Raw genomic sequence first — 6,476 nt, 5'->3', positions numbered from 1 at the left:
TGTGATCAGGCAGGGACAGCACGTGCCCTGCCAGTCAGGCCCCGGCATCAGGTGCCGGTACGGTCATTCGAATTCAGGAGGATGGCGCGGCGCGCGCGTGCAGACTCGCGTTGAACGAGGGCACACGCAGAAATCCGGGGGGAGACAGGCTGGAGAAGAACACCGCCGCGCGGTCGGCGCAGGCAGCGGGAAAGTGGGCTGAATCACTGGCGACATCCGTCGCACCGTTCATTGCATCGTCGATTGCAAACCGCGTGACCAATTGAAACCTCGACTTCCATTTGAGGGTCAACGACGAGGAACAACCTGCGCGGGGATGACAGCGCCAGGGTGGTCCCGATCGGCTGCGACTGCCGGGTCTGTAGACGCACGGCAATCTTCTGGCGCCGGGTTTGTGACCCGAAGCGCCGGCGGATAATAACCACGTTTTTTGCTGGTGAGGCAAACGAAATGTAGGAATTCGGTGAAATAAATATCAGCTGTTTCCTACGTCATTGTGACGGTGGCAAAGAGACAGGGATGTCAAAAATGCTCGTACACCGCCCCGCCATTTCTTCCAGACAAAGGGCATGAAAAACCCGCGCAGGGCCTTGATCGGCCAGCGGAAAAATCATCCTTTCAAGCGCTGCAACAGACGAACGCTAACAAGCGCTAACAACGCATAACTGGCAGTCATTCAGCGCTGAAGGCAGGCTTGAATCTCACCGCTGAACGCCAGGCCACCTGCGAACCTTTTCGCTCGCCTCGCTCAGTCGAACGATGGTTTTGCGAGGGATTCGACCATGGCTGAAGGTTATCGCGACAATTGCCTGTGCGAGGCCGACCGGCTCGGCAACGACGAACTGTATGCCTTGGTCGCGGGCGCCGTCAGGCATGGCCGGGGTGAGGCGCAACAGCTGTTCGCGACGGTGACGCCGTTGCTCATCGCCTTTTACGAAGGTCAGGTGCAGGCCGGGCGGATCCGTCGTGAAGACACCGGCGGCCTCGTTCAGCAAGCCTTCAGGGCGCTCTATCAGGAACAGGCCGCCCATGACCCGAGCTTTCCGTTTCGCGCCTGGCTGATCGAGATCGCCCGCACGATCCTGCTCGACAACCTGGGCCATCGCGGCACTGACGCCGTGGCCACGGCCGACGCGCTGGCGGGTGCGTCTGCACGTGAATGTCATGAACCCACACGGGCAACATGAACCGCCCTTTTCGCTGTGAAATGCTCTTCAGGGAATGCCCATGATCGATATCGAAAAAATCCTCTACTCCGCGCATACCTGCACCACGGGAGGCCGCGAGGGCACAGGACGCAGTCACGATGGCCGACTGGATCTCAAGCTTTCTCCACCCGGCGCGCCCGGCACCGGAACCAACCCCGAGCAATTGTTCGCCGTGTGCTGGTCGGCCTGCTTCCTCGGCTCGCTGCGCCATGCCTGCAACGCGCGCAAGATCGGTTTTCCGACAACGGCCGGGGTCGATGCTCAAATCGACCTGGTCCACGGGGAACAAGGTTTTTTCCTGCAGGCTCAACTCGCTGTGTCACTGCCGGAGATCGATCCCGAAGTGGCGCAACAACTGATCGACGCAGCGCACCAGAACTGCCCCTACTCCAAGGCCACGCGCAACAACATCAAGGTCAGCATCACCCTCGCCTGATCCGTCTTTTGCCGACACCAAAACGCAATCCATTCCAACCACACCTTGGTGCTATCCGGCGACACCATGGTGCAATAGATCGCGCCCGGGGCTTTTGATGTGATGACGGGAAACCGACAAAAGCCAGGAGTTGCGCATGAACAAGCTGACGACTGCTGCGGGCGCGCCCGTGGTTGATAACAACAACGTACAGACGGCCGGCCCGAGAGGCCCGATGCTGTTGCAGGACGTCTGGTTGCTGGAAAAACTGGCGCACTTCGATCGGGAAGTCATCCCCGAGCGGCGCATGCACGCCAAGGGTTCGGGCGCGTTCGGCACCTTCACGGTCACCCACGACATCACCCGTTTCACCAAGGCCAGACTGTTTTCCAGCGTGGGCAAGACCACCGATGTGTTCGTCCGGTTTTCGACCGTGGCCGGCGAGCGTGGCGCGGCGGACGCCGAGCGTGACATCCGCGGGTTCGCCATCAAGTTCTATACCGAGCAAGGCAACTGGGATCTGGTGGGCAACAACACGCCGGTGTTCTTTCTGCGCGATCCGTTGAAATTCCCCGACCTCAACCATGCGGTCAAACGCGACCCGCGTACCAATATGCGCAGCGCCCGCAACAACTGGGATTTCTGGACCTTGCTGCCGGAGGCGCTGCACCAGGTCACGATTGTCATGAGTGATCGCGGACTGCCGCGCACCTACCGCCACATGCACGGTTTCGGCAGCCACACCTTCAGTTTCATCAGCCCGGCGAACGATCGATTCTGGGTGAAATTCACCTGGAAGACCCAACAAGGCATCGAGAACCTCACCGACCAACAAGCCGCGACCCTGATCGGCGATGACCGCGAAAGTGCCCAGCGCGACCTGTACAGCGCCATCGAGGAAGGCCACTTCCCGCAATGGAAGCTCTACGTGCAAGTGATGCCGGAACTGGACGCCGAGACCTACCCGATCAACCCGTTCGACCTGACCAAGGTCTGGCCTCACGCGGATTACCCGCTGATCGAAGTCGGCGTGCTGGAGCTCAACCGCAACCCCGACAACTACTTCGCCGACGTCGAGCAGGCGGCCTTCAACCCGGCCAACGTGGTGCCCGGCATCAGCTTCTCACCAGACAAAATGCTCCAGGCGCGCCTGTTCTCCTATGGCGATGCCCAGCGCTATCGCGTCGGCGTCAATCATCATCAGATCCCGGTGAACGCCCCGCGCTGCCCGGTCAACAGCTATCACCGGGACGGCCAGATGCGCACCAATGCGAACGCGGGCAGCACAATCGGCTACGAGCCCAACAGCTATGGCGAGTGGGCCGAGCAACCGGATTTCAGCGAACCGCCGCTGGCCCTCAAAGGCAGCGCCGGGCACTGGAATCACCGCGAGGACGACGACTACTTCTCGCAACCGGGTGCGCTGTTCCGGGCCATGTCCCCCGCCCAGCAACAGGTTTTGTTCGAGAACACCGCGCGCTCGATCCATGGCGCCAGTGCACAGACCCGACAACGCCACATAGATAACTGCACCCGCGCCGATCCGGCTTACGGTGCAGGCGTTGCGCAGGCTATCGAAGCGCTGGGCTGATCCGCAATGGCGTAAGCAAGGCAAGCAGGACAAGCAGGATTGATCCTGTTTGCCCTGCTGCCGTTGTCAGTCCTCTACGATGCTTTTCGCTTCTAGAAACGCTTCCAGTCCTGATATCCCGAATTCCCTGCCGATCCCCGACTGCTTGACCCCGCCAAACGGCGCGAGCAACTCCGGTGCGATCCGGTTGATCAACACCGAACCGGCCTCCAGCCGCGCAGCGATGCGTCGGCCACGTTCGACCTCGCGGGTGAACACATACGCCTGCAAACCGTAGACGCTGGCATTGGCCAGGCGGATGGCGTCTTCCTCATCGTCATAGGCGATGATCGACAGTACCGGGCCGAAAATCTCTTCCCGGGCGATGTCCATGTCGTTGCTGACATCGGCAAACACCGTGGGCTTCACGAAATAACCTTTGCTCAGCCCTTCAGGCCGACCTTCCCCGCCGACGATCAATCGCGCGCCCTGCTCCAGCCCGCGCCGGATAAAGCCCTGCACGCGATCAAACTGCGCCTGGTTGACCAACGGGCCGATGGCGGTAGCCGGGTCCCGGGGATCGCCGACCACTGTCGCGTCGACCAGGGTTTTCACCCGTTCGATCACCTGCGGCAAGAACGTGCGCGGTACCAACAGCCGCGTGCCGGCGACGCAGGCCTGCCCGTTGTTCATGAAGGCGGCATTCAGGGCCATGGGGATGGCCGCTTCGAGATCCGCGTCGTCAAGCACGATGGACGCCGACTTGCCGGTGAGCGACAGGCTCACCCGTTTTATGGTCTCGATGCCGGCGCGGGCGATGAGTTTTCCTGTGGCGGTGGAGCCGGTGAACGAAACTTTCGCGACGTGCGGGCTGGTGCTGATCTCGTCGCCCACATCGGTCCCACGGCCCAGAACAATATTGATCACCCCGTTGGGCAGTTCCGCACGGTGCAAGGCGAGCGCGAGCACCTGAGTCTGCAACGGGCTGAGTTCGCTCGGTTTGATGACCGAGGCGCATCCGCCGGCAATCGCCGCCGCCAGTTTGCTGCATACCGTACCGGCGGTGCTGTTCCAGGGGGCGAACAACGCCGACACCCCGACCGGTTCCATCACGACTCTTGCACGCCCCACAGGCCGGACCAGTTCGTAGTTCTCCAGCACCTGCGCCGCATTGGCAAAGGATTGCGAAGCGTACTGGCTGACCCATTGCGCACGAGCCAACGGTGCGCCGTACTCCTCGATGGCGGTGTCGCGTATGTCTTCGGTGCTTTCCAGCACCGCCGCCTGAAGGCGCCTGAGCATGTCGATGCGCTCGGCTTTCGAGGTGCGGCCCATCGTGGCTTGCGCACGCTGTGCGGCAGCGATGGCTTGCCTGGCATCGTCGCGATTGGCCAGGGTGACCGTACCGATGACGGACTCCGTCGCCGGGTTGATGCATTCGATCGTTTCGCTGCCCTGAACGGGCACGAACGCGCCATCGATGTAGCTGTGACGGATAGTCCACATGGCGATATTCCCAAGGTATTGAAACAGCAACGCCCGGAAAATCCGGGCGTTGATCAGGGCGACGGTTCAGTCGGGTAGTGATTCGCGGCTGAAGGCTTGCACCTCCTGCACCAGACCGCGAGCGGCCATTTCCACCAGTTGCCGACCCTTTTCCGGCGAAGCCTGCGCCGGGTCCGAGCCCATGCGGCCGTCCGGGTGACGGGCGCGGAAATCCGCCGCTTCACGGATCGGCCCCCAATTGGCGACCTGCGGCGAGTAGTCGGCCGACTTGATGGAATCGGGATACGCCCATTGGGTCACGGCGATTTCCGAAGGAGTCGCATGAATGCCGTGACCGGTCGGGAACTGATCACGGGCCAGCTCATTCACTCCTTCCAGATCCCACCAGTTGCACAGCTTCAGGGCGAACCCGGCCTTGCGTCGGGCGAAACTCGCTTCGGCGTACAGCTCCGAAAACGCGGCTTCGATTGACGCGATGTTGCCGCCGTGGCCATTGAGGAAAAAGATCTTTTCAAAGCCGTGGGCGGCCAGCGAACGGGCCCAGTCGGCGATGGCGGCGATGAAGGTCGAAGGCCTGAGCGAGATGGTGCCGGGGAACCCGAGGTGATGCTGCGCCATGCCGATGTTGAAGGTCGGGGCAATCAGGATGTCGGCGCTTTTCTGCGCTTCATGGGCGATGATTTCCGGGCACATCCAGTCGGTGCCCAGCAGGCCGGTCGGCCCGTGCTGTTCGTTGGAGCCGATCGGGATGACGATGGTGCGGCTGCGTTCGAGGAATTGCGCTATTTCGGACCAGGTCGATAGGTATAAAAGCATCAGGATTCTCACTCTTCGAAGGTTCCTCGCGGAACGAGGCTGGGTGTTCAATGCACCTGCAACAGCAGCGTCATTGATACCACCCGCCTCCCTTCGACGACAGAATACGAAGGTATCGGAATCGCCAAAACGCCCTAATCGCGGACGAGAAATTCACGGGGCGATTCGCCCATCACCCGCCTGAACATCGCACTGAAGGCACTCTGGCTGGCGTAGCCCAGATCCCGGGCAATCACCCCGACGGACTGTCCCTTGTCGAGCCGGTCGATGGCGGTCGCCAGCCGCACCTGCTGCAGCCAGTGGCGGAAATTCAGACCGGTTTCATTGACGAACAGGCGAATCAGCGTGCGCGAACTGGCGCCGACCCGGTCTGCCCAATAGCCGATCGAGTGGTCTTGTCCGGGGTCCTGCAGAATCGCCTCGCACACCGTGACCAGTCGCCGGTCGATCGGCCACGGCACTTCGATCGGCAACGTCCGGGCTCCCTGCAATTCACTGAGTATCAACGCCACGATGTGTGCGTTACGGCCTTCCTGTGGGTATTCGATCGGCTGCTCGGCCAGGGCCAGAATCAACTCGCGCAGCAGTCCAGGGATCTCCAGCACTTTGCAATGATGGCCCAGCCCTGCGCAGACCTGCGGCTCGATGTAGATCGAGCGCATCTTGACCGCGCTCAGCATCAACTGGTCGTGGATCATCCCGGGCGGAATCCACAGCGCCCGCTTCGGCGGCAGGATCCACAACCCGCGCTCGGTGGCCACCCGCATCACGCCGTTCGAGGCATACAGCAATTGCCCGTGCCGATGCACGTGTGGCTCGTTGTATTCGCCGGTGGACTGATCGCGCACCAGCACGGTCATTACGCGCGGCACGTCCTGATAGTCGGGATAACGTTCGCTGCGCAGCGGGGACTCACGCTGGGCGATGACCTTGCGCACCTCTCGTTTCATCGGCTGGACTC

Annotated in this window: 6 protein-coding genes; 3 read left to right on the top strand and 3 right to left on the bottom strand. The window is 61.7% G+C overall.

The features are described 5' to 3' along the window. Positions 1-782: 782 nt before the first annotated feature. The 3 genes from PMI24_RS23935 to PMI24_RS23925 all read left to right on the top strand — a co-directional run bounded on the left by PMI24_RS23935 (position 783) and on the right by PMI24_RS23925 (position 3,214). Positions 783-1,187: a hypothetical protein gene (locus PMI24_RS23935; protein WP_007958552.1), complete on the top strand. Its 405-nt coding sequence runs from the start codon at positions 783-785 to the stop codon at positions 1,185-1,187. Positions 1,188-1,227: 40 nt separating this feature from the next. Further along, positions 1,228-1,644: an organic hydroperoxide resistance protein gene (locus tag PMI24_RS23930; RefSeq protein WP_007958550.1), complete on the top strand. Its 417-nt coding sequence runs from the start codon at positions 1,228-1,230 to the stop codon at positions 1,642-1,644. 136 nt (positions 1,645-1,780) lie between these two features. Next, the gene (locus PMI24_RS23925; RefSeq protein ID WP_007958548.1) at positions 1,781-3,214 is read left to right on the top strand and encodes a catalase; all 1,434 of its coding nucleotides are present in this window, start codon (positions 1,781-1,783) and stop codon (positions 3,212-3,214) included. Between the two features lie 66 nt (positions 3,215-3,280). On the opposite strand, the gene PMI24_RS23920 is transcribed toward PMI24_RS23925, so the two are convergent. The 3 genes from PMI24_RS23920 to PMI24_RS23910 form a co-directional block, all read right to left on the bottom strand. After that, complete coding sequence (locus PMI24_RS23920; RefSeq protein ID WP_007958546.1) at positions 3,281-4,699, bottom strand: aldehyde dehydrogenase family protein; 1,419 nt, start codon at positions 4,697-4,699, stop codon at positions 3,281-3,283. A 66-nt stretch (positions 4,700-4,765) separates the two neighbouring features. Beyond that, the gene (locus tag PMI24_RS23915) at positions 4,766-5,515 is read right to left on the bottom strand and encodes a creatininase family protein (protein WP_007958543.1); all 750 of its coding nucleotides are present in this window, start codon (positions 5,513-5,515) and stop codon (positions 4,766-4,768) included. A 134-nt stretch (positions 5,516-5,649) separates the two neighbouring features. Next, positions 5,650-6,465, bottom strand: coding sequence for an AraC family transcriptional regulator (locus tag PMI24_RS23910; RefSeq protein ID WP_007958542.1), 816 nt, complete (start codon positions 6,463-6,465; stop codon positions 5,650-5,652). Positions 6,466-6,476: the final 11 nt, after the last annotated feature.

Source organism: Pseudomonas sp. GM25 (assembly GCF_000282255.1).
Lineage (GTDB): Bacteria > Pseudomonadota > Gammaproteobacteria > Pseudomonadales > Pseudomonadaceae > Aquipseudomonas > Aquipseudomonas aphyarum.
This window is presented reverse-complemented; position numbering and strand designations above follow the sequence as displayed.